Source organism: Nonomuraea sp. NEAU-A123 (assembly GCF_018603905.1).
Classification (GTDB): domain Bacteria; phylum Actinomycetota; class Actinomycetes; order Streptosporangiales; family Streptosporangiaceae; genus Nonomuraea.
The window spans coordinates 131,710-157,123 of record NZ_JAHFZZ010000012.1 but is presented as its reverse complement, the minus strand read 5'-3'; the positions used below and the strand labels follow the sequence as shown (position 1 = coordinate 157,123).

The 25,414-nt window shown below is 71.0% G+C and carries 25 protein-coding genes; 15 read left to right on the top strand and 10 right to left on the bottom strand.

Going from position 1 to position 25,414, the window contains the following annotated elements:
- The first annotated feature begins 7 nt into the window (after positions 1–7).
- Both KLK06_RS34030 and xseA read left to right on the top strand, forming a co-directional pair.
- On the top strand, positions 8–1,153 hold the full coding sequence (locus tag KLK06_RS34030; protein WP_214639694.1) for a hypothetical protein: 1,146 nt from the start codon (positions 8–10) through the stop codon (positions 1,151–1,153).
- A 28-nt stretch (positions 1,154–1,181) separates the two neighbouring features.
- Complete coding sequence (xseA, locus tag KLK06_RS34025) at positions 1,182–2,447, top strand: exodeoxyribonuclease VII large subunit (protein ID WP_214639693.1); 1,266 nt, start codon at positions 1,182–1,184, stop codon at positions 2,445–2,447.
- Between the two features lie 81 nt (positions 2,448–2,528).
- On the opposite strand, the gene KLK06_RS34020 is transcribed toward xseA, so the two are convergent.
- Positions 2,529–3,125: a TetR/AcrR family transcriptional regulator gene (locus KLK06_RS34020; protein WP_308168565.1), complete on the bottom strand. Its 597-nt coding sequence runs from the start codon at positions 3,123–3,125 to the stop codon at positions 2,529–2,531.
- 87 nt (positions 3,126–3,212) lie between these two features.
- On the opposite strand from KLK06_RS34020, the gene KLK06_RS34015 reads away from it, so the two are divergent.
- Entirely contained in the window at positions 3,213–3,626 is a 414-nt protein-coding gene (locus tag KLK06_RS34015) for a nitroreductase family deazaflavin-dependent oxidoreductase (RefSeq protein ID WP_214639692.1), read from the top strand.
- Between the two features lie 36 nt (positions 3,627–3,662).
- On the opposite strand, the gene KLK06_RS34010 is transcribed toward KLK06_RS34015, so the two are convergent.
- Genes KLK06_RS34010 through KLK06_RS34000 form a run of 3 tightly spaced genes read right to left on the bottom strand, consistent with a single transcriptional unit; the run spans position 3,663 to position 5,147 of the window.
- Positions 3,663–3,950 (bottom strand): exodeoxyribonuclease VII small subunit, encoded by a 288-nt coding sequence (locus tag KLK06_RS34010; RefSeq protein WP_214639691.1) that lies wholly within the window; start codon positions 3,948–3,950, stop codon positions 3,663–3,665.
- Positions 3,951–3,987: 37 nt separating this feature from the next.
- Entirely contained in the window at positions 3,988–4,524 is a 537-nt protein-coding gene (locus tag KLK06_RS34005) for a DUF4245 domain-containing protein (protein WP_214639690.1), read from the bottom strand.
- A gap of 11 nt (positions 4,525–4,535) precedes the next feature.
- Positions 4,536–5,147 carry a TetR/AcrR family transcriptional regulator gene (locus KLK06_RS34000; protein WP_214639689.1) on the bottom strand — a complete coding sequence of 204 codons (612 nt, stop codon included), beginning with the start codon at positions 5,145–5,147 and terminating at the stop codon, positions 4,536–4,538.
- Between the two features lie 82 nt (positions 5,148–5,229).
- On the opposite strand from KLK06_RS34000, the gene glpX reads away from it, so the two are divergent.
- Entirely contained in the window at positions 5,230–6,264 is a 1,035-nt protein-coding gene (gene glpX / locus KLK06_RS33995) for a class II fructose-bisphosphatase (RefSeq protein ID WP_214639688.1), read from the top strand.
- A 14-nt stretch (positions 6,265–6,278) separates the two neighbouring features.
- Here the strand turns inward: glpX and KLK06_RS33990 are convergent, their stop codons facing one another.
- Positions 6,279–6,929, bottom strand: coding sequence for a DUF1707 domain-containing protein (locus KLK06_RS33990; protein ID WP_214639687.1), 651 nt, complete (start codon positions 6,927–6,929; stop codon positions 6,279–6,281).
- Positions 6,930–7,015: 86 nt separating this feature from the next.
- A complete protein-coding gene (locus KLK06_RS33985; protein WP_214639686.1) occupies positions 7,016–7,567 on the bottom strand; it encodes a TetR/AcrR family transcriptional regulator in 552 nt (183 codons plus the stop codon).
- 73 nt (positions 7,568–7,640) lie between these two features.
- Here KLK06_RS33985 and KLK06_RS33980 point away from each other — a divergent pair, with 73 nt between their 5' ends.
- From KLK06_RS33980 to KLK06_RS33965, 4 genes are all read left to right on the top strand, one after another.
- The gene (locus tag KLK06_RS33980; protein ID WP_250906414.1) at positions 7,641–8,348 is read left to right on the top strand and encodes an SDR family oxidoreductase; all 708 of its coding nucleotides are present in this window, start codon (positions 7,641–7,643) and stop codon (positions 8,346–8,348) included.
- Positions 8,345–9,139 carry an SDR family NAD(P)-dependent oxidoreductase gene (locus KLK06_RS33975; protein ID WP_214639685.1) on the top strand — a complete coding sequence of 265 codons (795 nt, stop codon included), beginning with the start codon at positions 8,345–8,347 and terminating at the stop codon, positions 9,137–9,139. The genes KLK06_RS33980 and KLK06_RS33975 overlap by 4 nt, the downstream gene beginning before the upstream one ends.
- A 64-nt stretch (positions 9,140–9,203) precedes the next feature.
- The gene (locus KLK06_RS33970) at positions 9,204–9,881 is read left to right on the top strand and encodes a DUF998 domain-containing protein (protein WP_214639684.1); all 678 of its coding nucleotides are present in this window, start codon (positions 9,204–9,206) and stop codon (positions 9,879–9,881) included.
- A gap of 34 nt (positions 9,882–9,915) precedes the next feature.
- Positions 9,916–11,076, top strand: coding sequence for an MFS transporter (locus KLK06_RS33965; RefSeq protein ID WP_214639683.1), 1,161 nt, complete (start codon positions 9,916–9,918; stop codon positions 11,074–11,076).
- Between the two features lie 10 nt (positions 11,077–11,086).
- Here the strand turns inward: KLK06_RS33965 and KLK06_RS63180 are convergent, their stop codons facing one another.
- Together KLK06_RS63180 and KLK06_RS33955 are read right to left on the bottom strand one after the other, a co-directional pair.
- Positions 11,087–11,176, bottom strand: a complete 90-nt coding sequence (locus KLK06_RS63180; RefSeq protein ID WP_374197169.1) for a hypothetical protein — start codon at positions 11,174–11,176, stop codon at positions 11,087–11,089.
- A gap of 194 nt (positions 11,177–11,370) precedes the next feature.
- Positions 11,371–12,759 (bottom strand): PLP-dependent aminotransferase family protein, encoded by a 1,389-nt coding sequence (locus tag KLK06_RS33955; RefSeq protein WP_214639682.1) that lies wholly within the window; start codon positions 12,757–12,759, stop codon positions 11,371–11,373.
- A 68-nt stretch (positions 12,760–12,827) separates the two neighbouring features.
- Between KLK06_RS33955 and KLK06_RS33950 the strand changes: the two genes are divergently transcribed.
- A complete protein-coding gene (locus KLK06_RS33950) occupies positions 12,828–13,691 on the top strand; it encodes a DMT family transporter (protein ID WP_214639681.1) in 864 nt (287 codons plus the stop codon).
- Positions 13,692–13,858: 167 nt separating this feature from the next.
- Positions 13,859–15,511 (top strand): fumarate hydratase, encoded by a 1,653-nt coding sequence (locus KLK06_RS33945; RefSeq protein ID WP_214639680.1) that lies wholly within the window; start codon positions 13,859–13,861, stop codon positions 15,509–15,511.
- Positions 15,512–15,610: 99 nt separating this feature from the next.
- Here the strand turns inward: KLK06_RS33945 and KLK06_RS33940 are convergent, their stop codons facing one another.
- Positions 15,611–15,799, bottom strand: a complete 189-nt coding sequence (locus KLK06_RS33940; protein ID WP_214639679.1) for a DUF5999 family protein — start codon at positions 15,797–15,799, stop codon at positions 15,611–15,613.
- Between the two features lie 831 nt (positions 15,800–16,630).
- Here KLK06_RS33940 and KLK06_RS33935 point away from each other — a divergent pair.
- From KLK06_RS33935 to KLK06_RS33925, 3 genes are all read left to right on the top strand, one after another.
- Positions 16,631–17,740 carry a serine/threonine-protein kinase gene (locus KLK06_RS33935; RefSeq protein ID WP_214639678.1) on the top strand — a complete coding sequence of 370 codons (1,110 nt, stop codon included), beginning with the start codon at positions 16,631–16,633 and terminating at the stop codon, positions 17,738–17,740.
- A 35-nt stretch (positions 17,741–17,775) separates the two neighbouring features.
- Positions 17,776–19,863, top strand: a complete 2,088-nt coding sequence (locus KLK06_RS33930; protein ID WP_214639677.1) for a serine/threonine-protein kinase — start codon at positions 17,776–17,778, stop codon at positions 19,861–19,863.
- 61 nt (positions 19,864–19,924) lie between these two features.
- Positions 19,925–21,316, top strand: a complete 1,392-nt coding sequence (locus KLK06_RS33925; RefSeq protein ID WP_214639676.1) for an aspartate ammonia-lyase — start codon at positions 19,925–19,927, stop codon at positions 21,314–21,316.
- A 69-nt stretch (positions 21,317–21,385) separates the two neighbouring features.
- On the opposite strand, the gene trpD is transcribed toward KLK06_RS33925, so the two are convergent.
- Positions 21,386–22,468, bottom strand: a complete 1,083-nt coding sequence (gene trpD / locus KLK06_RS33920; RefSeq protein WP_214639675.1) for an anthranilate phosphoribosyltransferase — start codon at positions 22,466–22,468, stop codon at positions 21,386–21,388.
- A 215-nt stretch (positions 22,469–22,683) separates the two neighbouring features.
- Between trpD and KLK06_RS33915 the strand changes: the two genes are divergently transcribed.
- Both KLK06_RS33915 and KLK06_RS33910 read left to right on the top strand, forming a co-directional pair.
- Positions 22,684–23,436: a 3-hydroxybutyrate dehydrogenase gene (locus tag KLK06_RS33915; RefSeq protein WP_214639674.1), complete on the top strand. Its 753-nt coding sequence runs from the start codon at positions 22,684–22,686 to the stop codon at positions 23,434–23,436.
- 114 nt (positions 23,437–23,550) lie between these two features.
- Positions 23,551–25,410, top strand: a complete 1,860-nt coding sequence (locus KLK06_RS33910; RefSeq protein WP_214639673.1) for a GAF domain-containing protein — start codon at positions 23,551–23,553, stop codon at positions 25,408–25,410.
- Positions 25,411–25,414: the final 4 nt, after the last annotated feature.

Below are 25,414 nucleotides of genomic sequence, written 5' to 3'. Positions count from 1 at the left end.
AGACGTCATGTCCCTCAGCGACGTGATACGCAACATCACGAAGACCATCACCAACAAAGACGAGCTGAAGGAGAAGGCCAAAGACCTTCCGCTCCTCGTGATCCAGACCACTCTGAGCGCGGCTGGTCAGGCGCTGCTGCTCGTCGATCGGATGAAGAACTCGATCAAGGGACTGGCCGGCAAGGAGAACAAGGAGGCGGACTACGACTCCCGCCCGTCCGCCGCCGACCAGGTGGCCGCGCCCGCGACGGCTGATGAGGAGGCGGCGGCGAAGCCCGCTCGCAAGGAGCCGGTCATCTTCGCGCCGCGCCCCACCCCGTCGGACGCCGCCGCGCCCAACGGCTCCGCCAAGACCAAGCCGGACCCGGTCATCTTCAGCCCGGCGGCCAAGCCGAAGCCCGAGGCCACCGCCACCGAAGCCGCCACCGCGCCCGCACCGGTGACCGCCCCCGAGCCGACCGTCGCTCCGGAACCCGCCGCCGCGCCCGAGCCCAAGGCCGCCCCCGAGCCTGCGGCCGCCACGGTCGAGCCCGCCATCGCGCCCGAGCCGACCGCCGCCCCTGAGCCTGAGGCTGCCGTCGTCGTCCCCGAGCCTGCCGTTGCACCTGAGCCTGAGGTCGCCACCGTCGAGCCCGCCGTCGCCGCCGAGCCCGAGGCTGCCCCCGAGCCTGAGGTCGCCGTAGTCAAGCCCGCCATCGCACCTGAGCCTGAGACCGCCGTGGTCGAGCCCGCCATCGCGCCCGAGCCCGAGGCTGCCGCCGTCGAGCCCACCGTCGCCCCCGAGCCGGTGGCCGCGCCGGAGCCGGTTGCCGCGCCCGAGGTCGTCGAGGTCAAGCCCAAGCGGGCCGCCAAGCCGCGTACCGCCGCCAAGCCGAGGGCCGCTGCCAAGGCCAAGCCCGCCACGGAGCCGGCGCCCGCCACGGAGGCGACCGCCACCGAAGCGACCGCCGCCGAGGCGCCGGCCGCCAACGGCCTGGCCGAGCCGCTGCCGGGCTACTCCGAGCTGACCGTCGCCTCGCTGCGCGCCAGGATGCGCGGCAAGTCGGCCGCGCAGATCACCGAGCTCATCGCGTACGAGCAGGCCACGAGCGCGCGGGTCGAGGTCGTCCGGATGTACGAGAACCGCCTGGCCAAGCTGCAGGCCGGGGAATAAGTCCTCCTGGCCCCGTAGTCTTCCGGACATGACCTCGAAGACCTCGCCCGAGTCTCCGCTGCCGATCCGCACCGTCCTGCAGATGGTGGGCGGCTGGATCGGCAAGCTGGGCACGGTCTGGGTCGAGGGCCAGATCACCGACCTGAGCGCGCGTGGCGGCACGGTGTTCATGACGCTGCGCGACCCGGTGGCCAACGTGTCGGCCCGGGTCACCGCCCCGCGCGGCGTCTACGAGGCGGCCGTGCCGCGCCCGGCCGACGGCGCGAGGGTCGTGGTGCACGTCAAGCCCGACTTCTGGGTCAACAGAGGCTCGTTCGCCTTCACCGCGCTGGAGATCAGGCCGATCGGCGTGGGCGAGCTGCTCGCGCGGCTCGAACGGCTGCGCCAGTTGCTGGCCGCCGAGGGCCTGTTCAACGCCGACAGGAAGCGGCGGCTGCCATTCCTGCCCGGCACGGTGGGGCTGATCTGCGGCCGTGACTCGGCGGCGGAACGCGACGTGCTGGAGAACTCCCGGCGCCGCTGGCCGGCCGTGCGCTTCAAGGTCGAAGAGGTGGCCGTCCAGGGTCCGTACGCCGTGGGCGAGGTCACCGAGGCGCTGCGTAAGTTCGACGCGGACTCCGAGGTCGAGGTGATCGTCATCGCCCGTGGCGGCGGCTCCTTGGAGGACCTGCTGCCGTTCTCCGACGAGACGCTGGTGCGGTCCGTGGCCGCCTGCCGCACGCCTGTGGTGAGCGCGATCGGCCACGAGCAGGACAGCCCGCTGCTCGACCTGGTGGCCGACGTGCGGGCCTCGACGCCGACCGACGCCGCCAAGAAGGTGGTGCCCGACGTGGGCGAACAGCTCACGCTGGTGCGCCAGTTGCGCGACAGGGGGCGCAGGGTGGTCGGCGGCTGGCTCGACCGGGAGATGTCCTGGCTGACGTCGGTACGCTCCCGGCCTTCGCTGGCCGCCCCGGTGCGCGAGCTCGAACGCCGGGCCGAGCAGGTCGACGCGCTCCGTGACCGGGCCAGACGCTCGCTGAACGGATCGCTCGACCGCGCGGAGGACTCGCTGTCGCATCTCCGTGCCCGGCTCGTCGCCATGTCACCCGCCGCCACGCTGGAACGCGGCTACGCCATCGTCCAGGATCCCTCCGGGGAGGTCGTCCGGCTGGCCAAGAACGTGGCCCCCGGCTCCCTGCTGACGATCCGGTTCACTGACGACCGCCTGACCGTCCGTACGGAAGACGACACGACACCAGCCACCACCAAACCCCGTAAACCCCGCAAGAAGGCGTCTGACGAAACCGGCTGAACCCGACAGCCTTCTAGCGTGATGGGCGCGGCCTGCGGCACATCGCCATGTTCGACCCGCTAGAGGGGAGCCTGCTCTGCCTCATGCCCTGATCGCCTGGGTCAGGGCGTCAAATCCGGCCTTGATCTCCTCGACCGACATGCCGCGTTCGTCCCGCTGGTGGCGGAGCAGATGGGCGTTGATCGGCGCCAGCAGCGCGTCGGCCAGGAAGCCCGCGCCTTCTGGACGCACCTGGGCGAGCAGCCCGGTCAAATGGGTGTGATGCACCTTGTACGGCCCGCTGAGCCGAGTGGCCGGCGGCCCGAGCTCCAGCAGCAGGAACAGGTCGAGCTGCTCGACCACCCGATCGATCAGCGCGTGCAGGAACGCCCTGATCCGCTCGGCAGGAGGCGCCCCCGGCCCGACCGGCGGCGGGCCGTTCAGGAAGGCCGCCTGGAAACGCCGCTCCCGATCGTCGATCAGCGCCAGCACCAGCCCGGCCCGATCCCCGAATCGGCGGTAGACCGTGCCCACCCCCACGCATGCCTCACGGGCGACCCCGTCAAGGGAGAGCTGGTCAACGGACCCGTCGGCGACCATCCTGGCGGCCACCTCGATGATCTTCTGCCTGTTGCGCGCCGCGTCGGCCCGTTCGGGCTGAGGCTGCCCGACGATCGGCAGCATTCGGCGCTCACACACAGAGCGAGCATAACCGTTGTAACCGGAAATCTCTCCGGTTAGGCTTGGCGGGCTAACCGGAGAGATTTCCGATTCAAGGAGCCGAGCATGGCCAACGAATTCAACGACCAGATCATCGCCGAGTTCCGCGCCAACAAGGGCAAAGTAGGCGGCATGTTCGAGGGCGCCAACCTGGTGCTTCTCACGACCACGGGCGCCAAGAGCGGCAATCGCACGACGAGCCCGGTGATGTATTTCGAGGACGGCGACCGCTACATCGTCATCGCGTCGTACGCGGGCGCGGACCACAACCCGGCGTGGTATCACAACCTGCGCGCCAACCCGGAGGTGACCGCCGAGATCGGGACGGAGACGTTCGAGGTCGAGGCCGAGGTCGTGGAGGGCGAGGAGCGCGACGAGCTCTATGCCCGCATGGTGGAGATCGCCCCGGGTTTCGCGGAGTATCAGGCGAAGACCACCCGCCGCATCCCCGTGGTGGCCCTTCGCCGCCGCGCCGCCTGACGCGACGAGCGCTGGAATACCTGACGCGACAGGCGGCTAGAACGGCGCGTCGTCCGACTGGGCGGCGGTGGGATCAGCGCGGCGGGCCATGGCGGCGGCGAGCTTCACCCTGGCGCCCTGCAGCCACTCCTCGCAGATGGCGGCCAGCTTCTCGCCGCGCTCCCACAGCTCGATCGACTGCTCCAGGGTGAGCCCGCCCGTCTCCAGGCGGCGCACCACCTCGGTCAGCTCCTCACGAGCCTGCTCGTATGAGGGTGCCTTCTCGTCTGCTGAGGGTGCCTTCTCGTCTGCCACGCGCACCACCTTAGGGTCAGGAACCGACATCCGCGCCCTGGCCCGCCGGGGAGACCCGTGCCACGGGTCAGCCCGTAGCCTTCGGCCGCTGCCGCAGGTCGGCGGCCAGCTCGCCCAGCTCGGCCCAGTCGGCCGTGCCGGTGACGACCAGCGTGACCTCCGGCAGCACCCGGACCAGGGAGCGCTGGTTCTTGTCCTCGCGGAAGCGCTTCTCCCACGGCTGCCCGGCCACCTGCTGGGTGCCCACGGCCCGGTTGGAGTTGGCCATCCGGTCGGCGAACCCGGCGGCCGGCTTCTCGTCGCTCTGCACGAACATGGCGTGCTGCCTCTTGGCCGTCGCGTAGCCCAGGTAGAGCACCTGGGCCCCACCGGAGCCCTTGGCGATCTTGTTGCTGTTGGGGACCCAGCCCGCCGGGTCCTTCACGGGCGCCCACACCTGGTACGGCACGTCATGGCCGAAGTTGGCGACGGTCATCGAGTAGTCGAGCTTGGGAATGTGCTCCTCCCGGCTCTGCGGCGTGACCAGCAGGAACAGCCCCACCCCCACGAGACAGACGAGCAGGGCTACCGCGTAGCCGTAGATACCTTCGGTGAACCGTCGCACAACTGGCGAGATTACCCGCTGGTGGGGCCGCCTGCCGAAGCGGCCGGGCGGATCTGGCCGATGATGGCGAGCACGTCCGCGGCCAGCTTGGGGTCGTCCGAGAGCACCACCTCGGAGACGGCGGCCGCGAGGGCGCCGGTGAGGACGACGACCAAGGCCCCCTCGTCGTCCTCGAAGAGCGCGGCGTTGCGCTCGGCCCACTTGCGCAGGCGGGCGCGCATGACCAGCTCGAAGCCGGGCGGCCCGTCGCCGCGCAGGAACAGCGCGGCGAGCTCACGTTCCTCGATGCAGCCGTCGAGGTAGGCGCGGGCGGTGCGGATGAAGACCCGCATCGGGTCGTTCTCTCCCTCGCCGCGGGCCTCGCGGGCGGCCTGCTTGGTCCGCTGGGCCTGCCTGGCCTGCCACTCCTCGAACAGCGTGAGGTAGAGGTCGGCCTTGCCGGAGAAGTGGTGGTAGAGGCTGCCGACGCTGGCATCGGCCTTGGCCACCACGTCGGTCACGCCGGCCTCGGCGAAGCCCTTGGAGACGAAGACGTCCCGGGCGGCCTGGAGTAGGGCACTGCGCGTGGCCGCACCTCGCCCGGAGGTGCGGGCTGTCGCCGGTTGTTCCACATCGCTGCTCATGGCAGGCACATTATCCTCCGCTGACCGGGGATACAGGGACAACTACCATCGAGACAGTTTGTCCACAAGGAGGGCCTTCATCATGTCCGATCAGTCGTCCGTACCTCCAGCGCTGGCCACGGGAGAGCGCGCCCCTGATCGCAACCTGGCTCTGGAACTCGTACGCGTCACCGAAGCGGCCGCGATGGCGGCGGCCCGCTGGGTGGGCAGAGGGGACAAGAACGGCGCGGACGGCGCGGCGGTGAACGCGATGCGCCAGTTGATCAACACCGTGTCGATGAACGGGGTGGTGGTCATCGGGGAGGGTGAGAAGGACCACGCCCCGATGCTGTTCAACGGCGAGCGCGTCGGCGACGGCAGCGGCGCCGACTGCGACGTGGCCGTCGACCCGATCGACGGCACCCGGCTGACGGCGCTGGGCATGCCCGACGCGGTGTCGGTGATCGCGGTGAGCGAGCGTGGCTCGATGTACGACCCGTCGGCCGTGTTCTACATGGAGAAGTTGGTCACCGGCTGCGAGGCCGCCGACGTGGTCGACATCGAGGCTCCGGTGTCCGCCAACATCCAGGCTGTCGCCAGAGCCAAGGGTGTTTCGTCCTCTGACGTGACGGTCGTCGTACTCGACCGCCCGCGGCACGAGCAGATGGTCAAGGAGATCAGGGAGACCGGGGCGCGGATCAAGTTCATCGTCGACGGCGACGTGGCGGGCGCGATCATGGCGGCCCGCGCCGACACCGGCATCGACCTGATGCTGGGCATCGGCGGCACGCCCGAGGGCATCGTGGCCGCGTGCGCGCTCAAGTGCCTGGGCGGCGTGATCCAGGGCAAGCTGTGGCCGCGCGACGACGCCGAGCGGCAGAAGGCGATCGACGCCGGGCACGACCTCGGCCAGGTGCTGACCACGAACGACCTGGTGCGGTCCGAGGACGTGTTCTTCGCGGCGACGGGCATCACGCAGGGCGAACTCATGCAGGGCGTACGGTTCAGAGGCGGAGTGGCGCTGACGCACTCACTGGTGATGCGCGGGCGTTCCGGCACCATCCGCAAGGTGGACAGCGAACACCAGCTCACGAAGCTGCGCGCCTACAGCGCGATCAACTTCGACACGGCCGGATAGCGGCTGGACCGGGCTCAGCGCCGGCGCTTGCGGCGGGGTGGCTCCTTGACCTTGACGTCGCCCGCGAAGTTCGTGGTGCGCACCTCGACCACCGGCGCTCCCGGCTCGGTCGGCTGTTTGGTCAGCCGGACCGTGCTGTCCTTCGCGACGCGGATCACCTCGAGACCCTCGGGCACGTGGATCTCGAGGCCGCCGAAGACCAGCGTGGCGTTGATCACGATGCGCCGGTTCTGCAGGATGGCTTCGCGGAGGTCCAGCTTGGTGGTGCCGAACATGGCCGTGACGGTCAGCTCAGCGGGCACCACCCAGCGTCCGCCGCGCTGCTCCTTCTTGAAGAACGCCGACACCGGCCTGCCGTCGAGGTTCAGTGGCTGCTGCTCCGCGGGCAGCAGGTCGGCCGTCACCGCGGCGAGCTCGCCCAGCGTCCGCGCCGAGTAGACGACCCCGAGGCGTTCCTCCAGCTCGTCGAGCATGAGGCGGCCGTCGGCGTGGGCGTCCTGCAGCACCTGGACGAAACGCTCGCGATCGTCGTCGGAGGCCCGCAGTTCGTGCGGGCGCGGGGCGCTTTCCTCTTCTTTGGGACGGCGTGCCGAGACCCATTCCTCAGCCAGCCGTTCTCCGACTTCTTGCAGGCGTGGCAACCAGGATCCCGGGCGTTCATTCACACTTCTGACGATATCCGGCAGCCGGGCTGTCCGCTCGCGCCTCGAGCGCGGCCCTGGCCGAAAGTCGGCCGGATGCGCGCCGAAAGTCAGGCGATCCGCGCGACCAGGGCCGCGATCTCCTCCGCGAGCCTCTCGTCGACTTCGGCGTGGCGGTTGAGCAAGCGGTACCACATGGCGCCGAAGATCAGATCGACCGCGAGCTCCACGTCCACGCCGGCGGGGAGCGCACCGCGTTCCAGCACCGAGCGCAGGGCCTGTCGGCGCGGGCCGATGAGCCTGGCCCGCAGCTCAGCGCCGAACGCGGGGTCGGACTGGGCCTCGGCCATGAGACCCACGACCACCTGCCCGGCCACGCCGTGGGCCACCGCGAAGGTCTCGCGCAGGAACGCGACCAGGTCCGCGCCCGCGTCGCCGCTGACGGGCGGGAGCGGCAGCTCGGCGCCCACCAGGTCAGTCATCGCCTCCATCAGCACCTCACCCTTGGACTGCCACCAGCGGTAGAGGGTCTGCCTGCCGACACCCGCCGCGTCGGCGATGCCCTTGAGGGTGACATTCGGGTATCCGTCGCGCTCGCACAGGTCGAGGGCGGCCTTGAGGATCGCCTTCCTGGCCACCTCGCTGCGTGGTCTGCCTACCATGCCCGCCACTTTACAAGACAGCGTGCCTCGTTTTATAGTTTCGAGGCAGGATGTATCGAATTAGGAGGACACGATGCGAGTCGTGATCATTGGTGGCACCACGGGCATCGGGCTGGCGACGGCGGCCCGGCTGGCGGACGACGGCGCCGAGGTCATCATCACCGGCCGGTCCGCCGAGCGGGTGGCGGCCGCGGTGAAGCAGCTCGGCGACCGGGCCTCCGGCGAGGCCGTGGACGCCCGCGACACCGAGGCGATGCGCGACTTCTTCAGCCGGACGGGTGTCGTCGACCATCTGATCGTCACCGTGACCGGCCGCGGCCCCGCCGGGCCGCTGCGCTCGCTGACGCAGGAGGCGCTGGTCGAGGCCGTACAGAACAAGCTGATCCCGCACCTGCTGACCGCGCAGGCCGCCCTGGACGTACTCGACCCCGAGGGATCGATCACGTTCGTGACCGCGGCGTCGGCGGGCTCGGCCTTCCCCGGCGTCTCCGCGCTGGCGGCGGTGAACGGCGCGATCGAGTCCGCGGTGCCCGGCCTGGCTGTCGAGCTCGGCCCGATCCGGGTGAACGCCGTCTCCCCCGGTGTGATCGACACCGAGTGGTGGTCCGGGCTTCCCTCCGAGGCGCGGGCGGCCGTGTTCGCCCACGCGGCGGGAAGCTCGCCGGTCGGCCGGGTGGGCAGGCCGGAGGACGTGGCGGCGACGATCGCCTACGTGGTGGGCAACTCGTTCGTCACCGGAACGGTGCTGACCGTCGACGGAGGAGGCAGGCTGAAGATATGAGGACGATCCTGATCACCGGCGCGACGGACGGGCTCGGGCGGGAGCTGGCGCGACGGCTCGCCGCCGACGACCGCGTCATCGTGCACGGCCGCGATCCTGAGCGAGTACGGCAGGCGCGGGCCGAAGCGGGCGGCACCACCGAGGGCGTCCTGGCCGACCTGGCCGATCTGCGCCAGGTGGACCGGCTGGCCGACGAGGTGCTCGACCGGTTCGACCGGATCGACGTGCTGGTCAACAACGCCGGGGTGGGTGGCGGCCCGCCGGGCTCCGGTCGCGAGGAGAGCAGGGACGGCCTCGAGCTCCGCTTCGCGGTCAACTACCTGGCCGGATATCACCTGACCCGGCGGCTGATCCCGCTGCTCGTCAAGTCGGCGCCGTCGCGGGTGGTGAACGTCGCCTCGGCCGGGCAGCAGGCGATCGACTTCGCCGACCCGATGCTGACCCGCGGCTACGGGCGGCAGCGCGCCTACAGCCAGAGCAAGCTCGCGCAGATCATGTTCACCTTCGACCTGGCCGAGGAGCTGGCCGGGCAGGGTGTGACGGTCAACGCCCTGCACCCGGCCACGTACATGGACACCACCATGGTCCGCGAGGCGGGGGCGCCGGTGATGAGCACGGTCGAGGAGGGCGTGGCGGCGACGCTGCGGCTGATCGACGGGCTCGACGGCGTGAGCGGCCGCTACTTCAACGGGCAGCGGGAGAGCCGGGCCGACGCCCAGGCGTACGACCGCGCGGAGCGGAAGCGGCTGCGCGAGCTCAGCGATGACCTCGTACGACGGGCGCTGGGCTGATCCACAAGGAATCCGTTCCCTTTTCCCGCCGTTGTCTCGACAAAGACGGCGGAGAGGGGGGCTCGTGCATCAACCCGCACGATGGGGACTCGGCGCGGTGGCGGCCGGCGTCACGGTGATCGTCGGCCTCGATGTGACCAGCCTCGGCGAGATCGACCCGCTGCGGCGGACCATCAGCCAGCACGGCCTCGGACCCGAGGGCTGGATCTTCGGGCTCGGCGTCGCGCTGCTGGCGGCCGGGTCCGCGGCCATCTGCGTGTCGCTGGCCCGCAGACGGCTGGCCGGGATCGTCGGCACGCTGACGCTGGCGCTCTGGAGCGCCGGGCTCTTCGTCGCGGCCTGGTTCCCCAAGCAGGACTGGTCCCTCGCGCCGACCTGGAGCGGCGGCTTCCACCGGGCCGGCAGCTTCGTGGCCTTCCTCAGCCTGCCCATCGCGGCCGTGGTCATCGCGCGGTCCTGGCGGCGCGCGGAGCGGCGGGGGGCCGCGCTGACCGCGTTCGCGTTCGGGCTGGGCTCGGTGCTGTGGGTGGCGGGCATGGGCGCGATGGCGCTGTACGGGGCGCACAGCGGGCTGCCGTGGTGGCGGGTCATGCCGCTCGGCCTGGTCGAACGTGTGCTGGCGGTCACCGAGGTGGCCGCGCTGATCGCCCTGGGCGTCTGGGCCGCCGCGCACACACCTGCGCTCGCAAGATCACAGGGTGGCGACGAGGTGGCGAAAGAGCTGGCCAAGCGGCTAACCTGACCGCGCCTCATGTTCCCCCCATCTGGAGGCCGCCGTGCCGACTCCTCGTGATCGCCAGGCCCGCATAGCCACGTTCGTGGTCTATGCGGTGCAGGGCCTCTCGTTCATCACGCTGCTCGCCCAGGTCGCGAACCTGCAGACCAAACACCGGCTCGACGAGGGCGCCCTGACGATCCTGCTGCTCATCGTGCCGGTCTTCGCCGGACTGGGCAGCGTGGCGGCCGGCTCGTTCGCCGCGCGCAGGGGCAGCAAGCCGCTGCTCCGCGTCGCGCAGCCGGTCGTGGCCCTCGCCGTGGTGCTCGTCGCCCTCGCGCCGAGCGTGCCGCTGTTGGTGCCCGCGCTGCTGCTGTTCGGGCTCGGGGTCGGCGCGGTCGACGCGGGCATCAACATGCAGGGCGTGGCGGTCGAGCGCAAGTACGGCCGGGCCGTACTCAACGGCTTCCACTGCATGTGGAGCGTGTTCAGCACGGCCGGGGCGCTCTGGGCGTCGGCCGCGGCCGAGCTACCGCTGGTGGTCACGATGACGATTCCGATGGTCGTGGCGGTGGCGGGCTCCCTGTACGCCGGGCCGCTCCTGTGCACGATCGAGGAGGAGAAGGTCGAGGACACCACCGCGAAGGCCGCCGGTGGGTTCCCGTGGAAGCCGATCATCCCGCTCTGCCTGGCGATGGCGTTCCTGTACGTCGGGGACGCCTCGGTCTCCAACTTCAGCACCGTCTACATGCAGCAGGTCCTCGCCGCGAGCCCCAGCGTCATCCCGCTGGCCTACGCCGCCTACCAGGCCACCACGCTGCTGATCAGGCTCGGCGGCGACGTCGCCGTCAGGAAGTACGGGCCGGCGGCGATCGTCAGGATCGGCGGCGCGATCGCCACCCTCGGCTTCCTGGGCATCGTCCTGGCGCCCAGCCAGCCGCTGGCCATCATGGCGTTCGGCCTGACCGGGGTGGGGCTGTCGGTGGTCGCGCCGCAGTCGTTCTCGGCGGCGGGACGGCTCGACCCGGCGGGGACCGGGGTGGCCATCGCGCGGGTCAACCTGTTCAACTACGTCGGGTTCATCGTGGGCGCGGCGCTGGTCGGCGGCATCGCCAGCGCCAGCGACATGCAGGTGGCGTTCGCCGCGCCGCTGGTGCTGTCCGCCGTGATCATCGTGCTGGCCAGGGGATTCGAGCCACGGCGGGTCAAGGAAGCCGCCTGACCACCGCCGGTCAGCTACGGCCGGTCAGGGGCTCAGCGTCGCCGGGATCGCCGCCGAGCAGCAGCGTGGGCAGGGTGGTAGCCTGCATGACCCGCTCCATGTCCTCGACGACCGGGACCTTCAGCCAGGTGTGCCGAGGTGGCGCCGAGTCCCTGGGCCACGTTGATCGCGCGGATCACGCCGTCCGGCGACAGTGGCCGCGTGAAACGCGCCGATCCGGCCCAAGCCCAGCAGTCCCACGCGCATGGCACCTCCAATATGGCGGGGATTTCTTTCTAAGCGCGACCTTCTCCATCAGTCAATTTTTTGTCCTGACATTCTGACCTTTAAGCCTTGGATGACCTCCGCCGCCCGATGAGCGGGGAGGCGGGCGAAGCCGACCACGACCGCGGGCGGGCCCGGAGTCAGTCGCGTAGGTCCGACCGGGTCGGCGGCCAGGCCCAGCTCCCGCGCCGGCCCGATGAAGGCGTCCTCGTCCCAGCCCGGCGGCAGGTCCAGGTAGGCGTGCAGGCCCGCCTCGATGCCCCGGACCCGCACCTCGGGCAGGTGCTCGGCCACCGCCTTGACCAGGGCGTCCCTGCGGCGCCGGTACTCCCTGCGCATCCGGCGCAGGTGCTTGTCGTAGCCGCCGGTACGCAGGAAGTGGGCCAGGGCGTACTGGTCGATGACCGGGGAGCCCAGGTCGAGCTCGCCTCGCGCCTGCCGGATGGACTCGGCCAGGTCGGCGGGGGCCGCCACCCAGCCCAGCCGCAGCCCGGGGGCGAGCGCCTTGCTCACACTGCCGGCGAGGATCACCCGGCCGGGGGCCAGGCCCTGCAGGCAGCCGACGGGATCGCGGTCGAAGCGGAACTCGGCGTCGTAGTCGTCCTCCAGGACGACACCGTCACTCTCGGCGGCCCACTCCATGAGGGCGGCCCGCCGGGCCGGGGAGAGCACCACGCCGGTGGGGTACTGGTGGGCGGGCGTGACCAGGACCGCGTGGACGCCACGGGCCCGCAGTGCCGTCACGTCGAAGCCCTGGTCGTCCACCGGGACGGGGACGAGCTCGGCGCCCGCCCGGCGCAGGAGGGGGACCTGGCGGTGGCTGTTCGGGTCCTCCACGGCCAGGCGCAGGCCGTCGATCCGCTGGGTGAGCACGTGCAGCGCCAGGCTGAGGCCCTGGGCCACGCCGCCGACGATCACCAGGTTGTCGGGGTGCACGTCCGCGGCCCGCACCCGCCTCAGGTAGCCGGCCAGCTCGTCGCGCAACTCCAGGACACCGCCGGGGTCGCCGTAGTCGAACACGTCGGAGTGCATCGTGGTGAGCACATGGCGTACGGAGGCCAGCCAGCGTTCCCGGGGGAAGCACCCGAGGTCGGGCGAGGTAGGGCGGTGACCGTAGTGCGGACCGCACGCGGCGATCTCCGGGCGGGCGGCGGCCGCCACCGAGCCGCGGGACGGCGCGGGGGCCACCTGGGTGCCCGCGCCGACGCGGGAGATCAGGAAGCCCTCGGCCACCAGTTGCTCGTAGGCCTCGACCACGACACCGCGCGAGACCTGGAGATCGGTGGCCAGGTCGCGGCTGGCCGGGAGCCGGGTGCCCGGCGTGAGGCGACCATGCCGGATGGCCTCGCGGAGCTCCGAAGCGATCTGCCCAGCAATTCCCCCCTGATCACGATTTATCAGGATGTGTAGGTCAGCCACATTGGTCCATCCTTTTAGCGGGACATTGGACTCCTTACCTGAGCCATTCTGTCCCTAGCCTCCCTTCCATGAGAAACGGAATCCCGGGGGCGGCCGCCGCCATGTTCCTCGTGGGGACGCTGGCGGGTGTGTCGGGCCTGATCCAGGACTATCCGGTGTACGGCGGGCAGGCGGTGCGCTACCTGGCCGCGGCGGTGATCTGGCTGGTCGTGATCCGGGTGCTCGGGCTGCGGTTCGTCCGGCTGACCCGGCGCGAGACGCTGCTGCTCGTCGCGCTGACGCTGCTCGGGCTGGTGTTGTTCAACATGTGCGTGATCGAGTCGGCCCGCGCCGCGGGCCCCGCGCTGGTCGGCACCGTGCTGGGCACCGTGCCGCTCGCCCTGGCGCTGCTCGGCGGCCGTCCGGCGCCCCGGCTGCTGGCCGGCGCGGTCGTCGTGGTGGCCGGCGCGACGCTGGCCACCGGGCTGGGCAGCGGTAACCTGCCCGGCCTGCTGTGGGGCCTGGGGGCGCTCGTGGGCGAGGTCAGCTTCTCGATGCTGGCCATCCCGCTGCTGCCGAAGCTGGGGGCGATCCGGCTGTCGGCGTACTCGACGGCGCTGGCCGTCCCCCTGCTGGCCGCGATCGGCCTGGTCAAGGAGGGCACGGGCATGCTCCAGCCACCGACCCCGGCACAGGCCCTCGGCTTCGTGTACCTGGCGGTCGTGGTGACCGTCCTGGCCTTCTTCCTCTGGTATACGGCGCTGCCCAAGCTCGGCCCCGGCCACGCGGGCCTGTTCGCCGGCCTCATCCCGGTCGGGGCGATCACCACCGGCCTGGTTTTGGGCATCGCCACCCCAACGGTGTTCGACCTGCTCGGCGCGTCGCTGGTGATCGCGGGCATCCTGATCGGGCTGACCACCACGAGGAAACGGGAACCGGCTCACGTCCTTTGAAACCACCCAGACGGCCGGCAATACGCACGTCACGGCGGCCGGCCACCTCCACCGGAGGAGCGTGCCCCTGGACAGGGGTGCGCTTGGACGGCGGGTGGGGCCCACCGGGCCGGCCGTAAAGAAGGCTGGTAAAAAAGGTAGGCTCTGTGCGGCGAATGGGGAGGATCATGGGCGAGTTCGATTACAGCGAGTTGCTCCCGTTGGGCGCCGACGAGACCCAATACCGGCTGATCACGCCGGACGGCGTGCGGCGGGTCGAGGCGGCCGGGCGCAGCTTCCTGGAGGTGGAGCCCGAGGCGCTGCGGCTGCTCACCGAGACCGCGATCCACGACATCTCGCACTTCCTGCGCCCCTCCCACCTCGCCCAGCTACGGAAGATCGTCGACGACCCCGAGTCCAGCGGCAACGACCGGTTCGTCGCGCTCGACCTGCTGAAGAACGCCTCCATCTCGGCCGGCGGCGTGCTGCCCATGTGCCAGGACACCGGCACCGCCATCGTCATGGGCAAGCGTGGCCGCCACGTCCTCACCGACGGGCGCGACGCCGAGCACATCTCGCGCGGCGTCTACGACGCCTACACGCGCCTCAACCTGCGCTACTCGCAGATGGCGCCGCTGAGCATGTGGGAAGAGAAGAACACCGGCAGCAACCTGCCCGCCCAGATCGAGCTCTACGCCGAGGACCCCTACGGCCACGCCGACGAGTACAAACTGCTGTTCATGGCCAAGGGCGGCGGATCGGCCAACAAGTCGTTCCTGTACCAGGAGACCAAGGCCGTGCTGAACGAGAAGCGGATGCTGGCCTTCCTGGAGGAGAAGATCCGCTCGCTCGGCACCGCGGCCTGCCCGCCGTACCATCTGGCGATCGTGGTCGGCGGCACGTCGGCCGAGTACGCGCTGAAGACGGCCAAGTACGCCAGCGCCCGCTACCTCGACTCGATCCCCACCTCGGGCTCCCCCTCCGCGCACGGCTTCCGCGATCTGGAGCTGGAGGCCAAGGTCTTCGAGCTGACGCAGAAGCTCGGGATCGGCGCCCAGTTCGGCGGCAAGTACTTCTGCCACGACGTACGCGTCATCCGGCTGCCCCGGCACGGCGCCTCCTGCCCGGTGGCCATCGCCGTGTCCTGCTCGGCCGACCGGCAGGCGCTGGCCAAGATCACGCCGGAGGGCGTCTTCCTGGAGAAGCTGGAGACCGATCCGGCCCGTTTCCTGCCGGAGACCACCGACGAGCACCTCTCGGACGACGTCGTCAGTATCGACCTCAACCAACCTATGCCGGATGTCCTTGCCGAGCTGTCGAAATATCCGGTGAAGACGCGGCTCTCGCTGACCGGCCCGCTCGTGGTCGCCCGCGACATCGCGCACGCGAAGATCGCCGACCTGCTCGACGCGGGCGGCGAGATGCCGCAGTACCTGAAGGATCACGCGGTCTACTACGCGGGTCCGGCCAAGACGCCGGAGGGCTACGCGTCGGGCTCGTTCGGCCCCACGACCGCGGGGCGGATGGACTCCTACGTGGAGCGCTTCCAGGCCGCCGGCGGCTCGATGGTGATGCTGGCCAAGGGCAACCGGTCGAAGCAGGTGACCGACGCCTGCAGGGAGCACGGAGGCTTCTACCTGGGCTCCATCGGCGGGCCCGCGGCCAGGCTGGCCCAGGACTGCATCAAGAAGGTGGAGGTCCTGGAATATCCGGAGCTGGGGATGGAGGCGGTGTGGAAGATCGAGGTGGTCGACTTCCCCGCGTTCATCGTCGTCGACGACAAGGGCGACGACTTCTTCACCGATCGCACCGGGCCGGTCCTGTCGATAGGTCGCCGCTGACGGTCTCGCGAACCGGTCGCCGATGACGGTCTCGTCAATCGGTCGCCGAAGGGTGCCGGGTAGGCCGTATCGGGCCGCTCGGCACCGGTCGGGTGACGCTCAGGCGGCCACGAGACCGCGGTGGGGCGCGACGACGGAGCCGTCGGGAAGGAGCAACCCGGTGTCCTCGAACAGCACCACGCCATTGCACAACAGGCTCCAACCCTGGTCAGGGTGAGCCGAGATCACGTGGGAAGCCTCACGGTCGGGTGAGTCGGCGGTGGGACAGAGCGGGTAGTGACTGCACATCGTGCACCTCTCAGGAGACGCTCCTGTTGTGGGGGTTTCAAAAGGGCAGCTGTCGCCCCGACGGCGTGCGAAGGTCCAGCGCGGGCACGATCGGCCTCTTCGTCGGTCGGCGACGAACCTGACTGCGGCGCATCCTCATCACGTCCCTCAACGAACTCGTCATGGCTATTCGTTCCGGTAAAGCACCAGGGCCGTATGTTCCCAGTGTGACCGCCGACACTGACAGTTCGGCCGCCGGTGGGTGCATGAGTTCCCCTTAACTTCACTGTGCCCCAGACCCCTTACGACACCCTTACAAGTCGCTGACGGCTGCGTCAGGCCCCTATTGGCAACCCTGCCGGACGCCTGCGAACCGCTTGCCGGGCATCGCGCACATTCCTGGTGACCAACTTGGGCCGAGCGCCGTATCCACAGGTCAGGGGCCTGAGACCCGCTCGCGCGGGCGACGCCGCCACCCCGCCCGTACGCCGGACCCCGAGCCCGCCGTCACCGGCGAGACCTTGTCGCCGAACCAGACCGGGGCCGTCCGCGGCGCCGGCGGCACCCTGGACAGGCCGGCCGAGGCGCGCTACGAAGGCAGGTTCGGCGGCCGGGCAGCTCGGCATGGTCAAACGTTCCAGCGGGTGCAGACTGGTCATCGGGCCGATATGCCAGCATCATGGGAGCACCACGCTTGGGCGGTACCGCAATGTCTGTGAAGCCTGATCAACGGGACCGATGTAGCCGACACGTTTGCTGACGTCACGAGTCAGACGAGTTGACTTAACTTCGCAACATTTTATCGGCCCCGCCTCTACTGGTCGGTTTACACAAATAGGTAAGCTGCCTGCCATGCGTGCGCCCTCCGGTTACCTACTCGCCGCGCGCTACCGGCTTCTGGAACCGGTCGGTCGCGGCGGCATGGGTACCGTTTGGCGAGCGCACGACGAGCTGCTCGACCGCGACGTGGCGGTCAAGGAGGTCCGGCTGCCGGCCGTGCTCGACGAGGAGTTGCGGGCCGAGCTGTGCGCCCGCACCGAGCGCGAGGGCAGGGCGACCGCGATGGTCGCGCATCCGTCGGTCATCACCGTGTTCGACGTGGTCACCGAGGACGACCGGCCGTGGATCGTCATGGAGCTGCTCCAGGCCAGGTCCCTCGAACAGCTCATCCTGGAGGGCGGACCGCTCCATCCGCGCAAGGCCGCCGAGATCGGCCGGCAGATCCTCGGGGCGCTGCGGGCCGTACACGCCAAGGGGATCCTGCACCGCGACGTGAAGCCCAGCAACGTGCTGGTGATGGAGGACCGGGCGGTCCTGACGGACTTCGGGCTGGCCGCACTGGAAGGTGACGTTTCCATCACCCAGGCGGGCATCGTGCTCGGTTCAGCCGGATACATCGCTCCAGAGCGGGTGCTGGGATCGAAGGCCAGTCCGGCCGGCGATCTGTGGTCGCTCGGCGCGACCCTCTACACCGCCGTCGAGGGCAGGGGCCTGCATGGGCGCCGTACGGCCGCCGCCGCGCTGGCCGCGCTCACCAGTGGCGAGCCGATCCCGATGACGAAGGCCGGGCCGCTGGCGCCGGTTCTCGACGCGCTGCTCCGCATCGATCCGCAGACCAGGCTCGACTCCGTACGCGCCTCGTTGATGCTGGCCAGGGTGGCTGCGGGCGGCTCCGCGGAGGAGCCACTGCCCCCCACCGGATCGGGACGGCCGACGCCGGTGATCACCGCACCCTCTTTCGCGCGCAGGCCCGCGCACCGCGGGCTGCACCGGGCGGAGGCCACGGCCGCCGCCCTGGCCGTGCCGCCACCACGTCAAGAACGCCGGCAGGGCGAAGGCGTCCATCGGAAGAGAGTCGAGCCTCGACCTAATCCGTCCGCTTATGCCCGTTTCAAAGCGACGGTGATAAAGTTGTGCCTTCCTCGACGGTTCTGGCCAAGAGAACTTCGCAAGCGAGGGTAAAGCACTTCCCAAGCGAGAATCGATATCTTCTTCTCATGCCGGAACAGCAGACACGCCTGCTCGCGGAGCGCTACGAGCTCATCGCACCCCTCGGTCGAGGGACTATGGGTACGGTGTGGCGCGCCCGTGATCGCGCGCTCGGGCGCGAGGTGGCGGTCAAGGAAATCCGCCAAGACCCGGGTCTCACCGAGGAACAGCGGGCCGAGCTGCGCGAGCGCATGGTCCGCGAAGGGCGTATCGCCGCCCGGATCAACCACCCGTCCGTCGCCGCCATCCACGACGTGCTCATCCACGACAACAGCCCGTGGATCATCATGGAGCTCATCGAGGCCCGCTCCCTGGAGCAGGTGATCGACGAAGAGGGCCCGCTGCCGCCCCGGCTGGTGGCGGAGATCGGCGTCGACCTGCTCGGCGCCCTGCGCGCGGCGCACGCCCAGGGCATCACGCATCGCGACGTCAAGCCGGGCAACGTGCTCATCACCGAGACCGGCCGGGTGGTGCTGACCGACTTCGGCATCGCCAAGGCCGAAGGTGATTCCCGGCTCACCAAGACCGGCATGGTCATCGGCTCTCCCGGCTATACGGCGCCGGAGCGGGCCAGGGGCGAATACACCGGGCCCGAGTCCGACGTCTGGTCGCTCGGGGCGACGCTGTACTTCGCGGTCGAGGGGCGTCCGGCGTACGAGCGGGCCACGATCGCGGAGACGCTCGCCGCGCTGCTGAGCGAGAACGCCGACCCGCCCACCCAGGCCGGTTCGCTGCGGCCGGTGCTGACCGGGCTGCTGGACAAGGACCACAGGCGGCGCATGACGGCGGCCAAGGCGGAGACCCTGCTCAGGATGGTCGCGGATACGCCCACGAACGAGATGCCGGCGATCACGGCCGAGGCTTTGATCGCCCAGGAGGCCGGCGTGCCCGACTCGAACGACACGTCACCCGCCGTACAGGCCCCCAGAACGGCCGCCCCGTGGGGCACTCCACCCGCCGCACCCGGCCGTGGAGCCCAGGGTGGGCCGTCGGGGCCCGGCCGGGATGCGCAGGCTCCGCACGCGGCAGGCGGCCCGAGCGGGGCAGGCGGTCCGACCGGGCCGGCGCTGGCCGGGGCAGGCGGTCCGGCCGGTCAACGCGGTCCGGCCAGTCAAGGCGGGCAAGCTGGTCGAGGTGGGCAATCCGGCCGAGGCGGGCAGGCCGCTCAGAGCGGCTCTGCGGCGGCGGGCGGGCAAGCCGGTCAGAGCGGCTCTGCGGGTCCGGGCGGGCAAACCGATCAAGGCTGGCAAGCGGCTCAGAGCGGTCAGACTGCTCAGGGCGGGCAGGCGAGGGGCGGTCAGGGGCCGATGGGCGGGCCCCAGGGACCGGTAAGCGGGCCCCAGGGGCGTGGGACCGGGTCGCGTCCGAATGCGCCCAGCACGTCCCCTCAGGGCCCCGCGACGGGGCCGCAGGCAGCACGGGCAGGCGCGGCCTCCGACGTGTGGACCGCCAGGCCGACGGGCGGAGTTCAGCCGCACGGACCCTCGGGCGCCCCGTCCGGCCCCGCCGGCGCTGCGCAGGGACCCGCCGGTACTCCGCGCGGTGCCGTCGGCGCTCCGCAGGGCCCCGGTGGTGGACCACAGGGACCAGGTGGTGGTTCGCAGGGTCCCGGTGGTGGACCGCAGGGACCGGGTGGTGGTCCGCGCGGTGCCGGGCGCGGCGGTCCGACCGGGCCTCGCCCCAGCGGTGCGTACGACCCCGAGCAGACCATCAGCGTGGCGCGTCCGAAGGCCCCCATACCGCAGGACCCGTCACGACGTGGCTCCGACGAGGAGAGCACCGTCACCACCCGCATCCACCAGGCCCCGGGACAGCAGGTGTACCCACTGCCCCCACCCCAGCAGAACCCCCAGCCAGGACCGCGCGGCCCACAACCAGGACCACGAGGCCCGCAGCCGGGACCGCAGCAGGCGCCACCCCCGATAGGGCAGGAGCGCCAGGCCGGGCAGGGGCTGGGAACGGATCTGTTCGCCATCGCGAAGGAGCCCGAACAAGGCCCCACCGGCAACCGCAACGGCATGCTGGTCCTGATGGCCGTGGCCGCGGCCGCCGCCGTAGTGATCGCCGTCCTCATCGTGGCGCTCCTGTCGAGCTGACCCGGCTTTGTCGGACGCCCCTTTCGGGCTGATCCGGCAAGGGTGAGCCAGACTGGGAGGCATGAGCGAGTTCCGCATTGAACATGACTCCATGGGTGAGGTGCGCGTTCCGGTCGGAGCCAAATGGCGCGCGCAGACACAGCGGGCGGTGGAGAACTTCCCGGTGTCCGGACGGCCGCTGGAGCCGTCGCACATCGCCGCGCTCGGCCTGATCAAGGCGGTCGCCGCCGAGGTCAACGGAGAGCTCGGCGTGCTCGAAAAGGATCTGTCCGAGGCCATCGCGCAGGCCGCGGCCGACGTCGCGGAGAACGAGCACGACGACCACTTCCCGATCGACGTCTTCCAGACCGGTTCCGGCACCTCGTCCAACATGAACGCCAACGAGGTCATCGCGACGCTGGCCCAGGAGCGGCTGGGCCGGCCCGTACACCCGAACGACCACGTCAACGCCTCGCAGTCGTCCAATGACGTGTTCCCGACCTCGATCCACGTGGCGGCGGCGACGGAGGTGACCTACCACCTGCTGCCCTCGCTGGAACACCTGGCGGCGGCGCTGCGGGCCAAGGCGATCCAGTTCGACCAGGTGGTGAAGTCGGGCCGGACGCATCTCATGGACGCCACGCCCGTGACGCTGGGGCAGGAGTTCGGCGGCTACGCCACGCAGATCGAGCACGGCACCGTACGGGTGAGGTCGGCGCTCGGGCACGTACTCGAGCTGCCCCTGGGCGGCACGGCGGTGGGCACCGGCATCAACACCCCGCCGGGCTTCGCGAACATGGCGATCGAGAAGCTGCGTGAGGCGACCGGAATTCCGTTCCGGGAGGCGATGAACCACTTCGAGGCGCAGAGCGCGCAGGACTCCATCGTCGAGCTCTCGGGGCAGCTGAAGGTGGTGGCGGTCTCGCTCAACAAGATCGCCAACGATCTCCGGTGGATGGGCTCCGGACCGCGCGCCGGGCTCGGCGAGATCAACCTGCCGGACCTGCAACCGGGGTCGTCCATCATGCCCGGCAAGGTCAACCCGGTGATCCCCGAGGCCACGGCCATGGTCGCGGCGCAGGTCATCGGCAACGACGCGGCGATCACGTTCGCGGGCGCGTCGGGCAACTTCGAGCTGAACGTGCAACTGCCGGTCATCGCACGGAACATCCTGGAGTCGATCCGGCTGCTGGCGAACGTCTCGCGGCTGCTGGCCGACCGGTGCGTGGCCGGGATCACGGCGAACGTGCCGCGGCTGCGGGAGTACGCGGAGTCGTCACCGTCGATCGTCACGCCGCTGAACCGGCACGTGGGCTATGAGGAGGCGGCGAAGATCGCCAAGCAGGCGTTGTCGGAGCGCAAGACGATCCGCGAGGTGGTCATCGAACGCGGTCACGTGGCGGCCGGCCGGCTCACGGAGGAGCAACTCGACGCCCTGCTGGACGTGCTCTCCATGACCCGGCCCGCCGAGTGACGAACAGCCTCGAACCACCCCGGTGAGTGGCGCGCCCCAGCGGGCGGGCAGAGTCAGTGCCGAACAGCCTCAAACCGCCCGCTGGGTGGCGCGCGCCCAGCGGGTGAGCAGGGTTGCGGCCGCACCTGAGTCGACGGCGTCACCCGCTCGCTTGTACGCCTGGGCGAGGGCGGTGGTGAGGCCGTCGGCCGGGGGTGTGCCGTCGGCCGCCACCAGGGCGGCTGCCGCGTTCAGGAGGACGATGTCGCGGACCGGCCCCCGCTCGCCCGCGAGGACCGCCCTGGCCACCCCCGCGTTGTGCGCCGCGTCGCCGCCGACCAGGTCGGACGGGTGTGCTCGCGGGATCGACAGGTCCGCCGGGTCGAAGCGGGTCGGGGTCACCGTGCCCCTGCGTACGAGCCAGACGGCCGAGGGACCGGAGGTGGTGAGCTCGTCGAGGCCGTCGTCGCCGCGGAAGACCAGCGAGGAGCCGCCGCGCTCCGCGAGGACGCCCGCGATGACCGGCGCCAGGTCCCGGTGGAAGACGCCGACCGCCTGCGCGGCCGGCAGGGCGGGGTTGGTGAGGGGGCCGAGGAAGTTGAAGACCGTCGGCACGCCCAGCTCCCGCCGCGCCCCGGAGGTGCGTTTCAACGCCGGGTGGAAGGTGGGCGCGAAGCAGAACGTGATGCCGACCTCCTCCACGACCCGGGCGACGCCGGCCGGCGGCAGGTCGATGACCAGGCCGAGCTCCTCCAGCAGGTCGGCGGCTCCGGTGCTCGAGGAGGCGGCCCGGCCGCCGTGCTTGACGACCTTGGCCCCGGCGGCCGCCGCCACGATGGCCGCCATGGTCGAGATGTTGACCGTGTTGGCCCGGTCGCCGCCGGTGCCGACCAGGTCGACCGGGTCGCCGGGGATCCTGATGGCCGCCGATCTGGCGAGCATGCCGTCGGCCAGGCCGGACACCTCCGCCACGGTCTCGCCCTTGGCACGCATGGCGATGGCGAAGGCGGCGATCTGGGCGTCCGTGGCGGCGCCCGACATGATCTGGTCCATGGCCCAGGCGGCCTGGCCGGAGGTGAGCGAGGTGCCGTCGAGGAGTGTGCTGAGCAGTGCTGGCCAGGTTGTCACGGAACGCCCTTTCGTCTGGGGTGCTCGACAAGGGGGTCCGGACATGACGACGGCCGCCTCGTCGAGGCGGCCGGGGTGCGTATGCGCTAGGAGGACCGCCTAGAAGGCGGGCCACCAGGAGTACGAATACGCGTGCATAGGGGAAACCGTATCAGGCACGCGGTCGCCGCGGCCTCCCAGACACACCACATAAGGCGGCGCCGATCTATGTCGTGGACACCCATGCCACCCTCGCCCCGCGAGCGCTTAGGGTCGGAGACATGGCGAAGGAGCTGACGGGGCGGACGGCGCTGGTCACGGGGGGCGGGGCCGGGATCGGGGCCGCCTGCGCGAGACGGCTGGCCGCCGGTGGGGCGAGGGTGCTGGTCGTCGACCGGAGCGCGGAGTCGGCGGAGAAGGTGGCCGCCGAGCTCGGCGGGGTGGCGGTGGTGGCGGACCTGAGCGATCCGGAGTTCATCGGTGCCCTGCCGGAGGAGCCGGTCGACATCGTGGTCAACAACGCGGGGTTCCAGCACGTGGCGCCGATCGAGGAGTTTCCGCCCGCGGTGTTCGCCACGATGCTGCGGGTCATGGTCGAGGCGCCGTTCCTGATCGCGCGGCAGGTGCTGCCGGGGATGTACGAGCGGGGCTGGGGGCGGTTCGTCAACATCTCGTCGGTGCACGGGCTGCGGGCTTCGCCGTACAAGTCGGCGTACACGACGGCCAAGCATGGGCTGGAGGGGTTCTCCAAGGTCGTCGCGCTCGAAGGGGCGGCCCACGGGGTGACCTCCACCTGCGTGTGCCCGGCGTACGTACGGACCGGGCTGGTCGAGAGCCAGATCGCCGACCAGGCGAAGGCGCACGGCATCGACCCCGGCGAGGTGGTCGAGGACATCATGCTCCAGCCCGCGGCGATCAAACGGCTGATCGAGCCCGAGGAGGTGGCCGAGCTGGTCGCCTACCTGTGCGGCCCGGCCGGATCGTTCATCACCGGCGTGTCCCTCCCCGTCGACGGCGGCTGGACGGCCCGCTAGTGGCCCGCGAGGGAGCGCCGTCGCCTGGAGGAGGAGCGCCGGGAGCGAAGCGACCAGAGCGACGGGGGAAGGCGGCGGCATTCGGGCGACCGAGCCGCCGAACGGAGTGAGGCCATGAGTAGGCGCTTTCTGGAACTGTTGGCACGGGAGGCGTCGGCGGTCGAGTTCGAGGGGCCGATCATTCAGGCCAGGGCCGCGGGCGCCGACGCGGCGACGGTCGAGGAGCTGGAGCTGGCCAAGGTCGACGCGCTCAAGGTGCGCGCGCTGCTCAAACGCCGGGCCAGGCGCGAGGCCGAGCTGTCGGCGCTCTACGACACCGCCAACGACCTGGCCGCGCTGCGCGACCTCGACGCGGTGCTGGAGGCGATCGTGCACCGCGCCAGGCAACTGCTCGCGACCGACACCGCCTACCTCACGCTGCACGATCCCGCCCGCGGCGACACGTACATGCAGGTGACCGACGGCTCGATCTCGGCCAAGTTCCGGGCGCTCCGGCTGGCCATGGGGGCCGGGCTCGGCGGGCTGGTCGCGCAGAGCGCCACGCCGTACGCGACCGCCGACTACTTCGCCGACGCCCGCTTCCACCACAAGAATCACATCGACGAAGCCGTCACCGAGGAAGGGCTGGTCGCGATCCTCGGCGTGCCGCTGCGGCTGGGGCAGCGGGTGATCGGCGTGCTGTTCGCGGCCAACCGCAGCGCCAGGCCGTTCCTCCAGGAGGAGGTTTCGCTGCTGGCGAGCCTGGCGGCGCACGCGGCCGTCGCGATCGACAACGCCAGGCTGCTGCAGGAGACCAGGAACGCCCTCGAAGAGCTGTCCGCCGCGCACCGCACGGTCAGGGAGCACGGCCAGGCCGTCGAACGCGCCGCGCTGGCCCACGACAGGATGACCTCGCTGGTGCTGCGGGGCGGCGGCATCGAGGACGTGGCCGCGGTGGTGACCGATGTGCTCGGCGGCTCGCTGGCCGTACTCGACGACCTGGGCCGGCCGATCACCGGAGACGTCGGCGAGCTGGATCCGGGCGTGTTCGAGGCCGCGCAGGCGTCCAGGGCGCTGGGCCGTACCGTGCGCCGGGCGGATCTGCGGATCGCGTCGGTGGACGTCGGCGGCGAGCCGCTCTGCACGCTGATCCTGCGCAGCGACGACGCCGACGAGCGCATCCTGGAGCGAGCGGCGCTGGTCTGCGCGCTGCTGCTGCTGTTCCGCCGGAGCGTCGCCGAGGCGGAGGGGCGGGTGCGGGGCGAGCTGCTCGATGACCTGATCTCCAGACCCGGCTCTCCCGGGCTGGCCGACCGGGCGCGCCGACTGGGCGTGGACCTGGCCGCGCCGCACGTCATGGTGGTGGTGCGGCACGAGGGGCAGCGCGAGCGGGCCGCGTTCTGGGCGTCGTCGCAGGCGGCCGTACGCCATGGGCTGGCGGCCGGGCGGGCCGGAGAGGTCGTCCTGCTGCTGCCCGGCGGCGACGCGGGCGCCATCGCGCAGCGCGTGGCGGCCGAGCTGAGCGCGTCCCTGCACACCCCCGCCACGGCCGGGGCGTCGCGCAAGAGCGACGTCGCCGCGGCCTACCAGGAGGCGCGGCGCTGCGCGGAGGCGCTCATCGCGCTGGGCCGGACGGGTGACGGCGCGAGCGCGAGTGAGCTCGGCTTCGTCGGCCTGCTAATCGGCGACGTCCACGACGTGCCCGGCTACGTCGGCTCGGTGCTCGGGCCGGTGGTCGAGTACGACGCCCGCAGGGGCACCGTGCTGGCCGACACGCTGGCCGCCTACTTCGGCTCGGGCGGCTCGCCCTCCCGTACGGCCGACGCCATGCACATCCACGTCAACACCGTCACCCAGCGGCTCGACCGCATCGGCAAGCTCCTGGGCGAGGGCTGGCTGGAGCCGGAGCGGGCGCTGGAGATCCAGCTCGCGCTCCGCCTGCACCGGCTCGGCCACACATCCCCACCACAGACTGTGGGCCCCGACGCCATATGAGTGA